Below are 1105 nucleotides of genomic sequence, written 5' to 3' on the forward strand. Positions count from 1 at the left end.
AGTCAGTACTAATGAGTAATTATCTAGCAACTTATTAACGTAACCTTGTTCCGATTTTTCGTCAGAACTTACTCTTTTACCATCTTTATATGTATATGTAGCTAGATAAAGTTTATCAACGTCGAAGTCAGAACCAGTCATAGCTGTAAATTCTTCCGGAACTATGATTGTATCACCAATAGTAGTTGGCATAATATCAGCTACTTGGAATGAGAACATGGAAGACAAACCCTGTGTAGGAATACGATATCCTATACCATAAGGTTTAGATTCTACTTCTACACCGTCTACCATTCTACTACCTATTATACCATTATCAATTAACCATTTGCGTTTACTATAAAAACTTGCATTTTTAAGTTCTTCTGGTAATATATCTCTAAAGAAGTTTTCACTAAGTATAACTTGCATATGACCTTCTTTAGCTAAGAATTTTAATTTCTTTCCTTGATTAAAAGCCGAACCTAATTCTGCATCAGTTTTTACACTTCTACCAACAGCTTCATATGCAAATGAAGACATCTGAATAGCAGAACCACCAGGAGTATTTACATCTACTACTGCTTTATTGACAAAAGAAGTTATCTTAGTTTGAATCCAATCTCTAATACTTTGAGCTTCAATTGGTACTACAATGTTTCCATTTTCATCAACAGTTAAATTGGCAATTATTTCAGCAGACATACCTGAATTTGTAGCCTATCTCTAAAGATAATTTACTATTTTGCGATTATCTACTTTGCCGTTAGTAAAGAACTCTTTTCTTATTTTATTCTAACCTATTCTGGAGAGTGAATTAATAGCATCCATAATATTCTTCTTAATTTCAGAACCTTTTACAGCTAATCCTTTATTTTCTCCATAAGTACGAGTATCTACTACGTTAGCAAAACCAATTTTAATAGCTTGTGTACCAAATGATCTTTCAAGGTGTTCGTGTGGATCAGTATTTAGCTACAATCTAATTTGAGTTAGATCCTAAGTATATGTTGCTAATCCTTTACCAGAAACACCATCCACATCACTATTAGATGTTAATTCAGATAAGTTTACTTTACCATCTTTATAGAATGATAACTTCTTTCTACCACCAACTTTAATAGCT

At 32.0% G+C, this 1105-nt stretch carries 1 protein-coding gene; it reads right to left on the reverse strand.

Features of this window, described 5'->3' with window-relative positions; genetic code table 11:
* A partial coding sequence (locus tag GH664_RS22885; protein ID WP_153170324.1) for a hypothetical protein occupies positions 1-684 on the reverse strand: 684 nt, incomplete at its 3' end.
* Positions 685-1105 lie beyond the last annotated feature (421 nt).

This window comes from Thauera sp. 2A1, assembly GCF_009469595.2.
Classification (GTDB): Bacteria; Pseudomonadota; Gammaproteobacteria; order Burkholderiales; family Rhodocyclaceae; genus Thauera.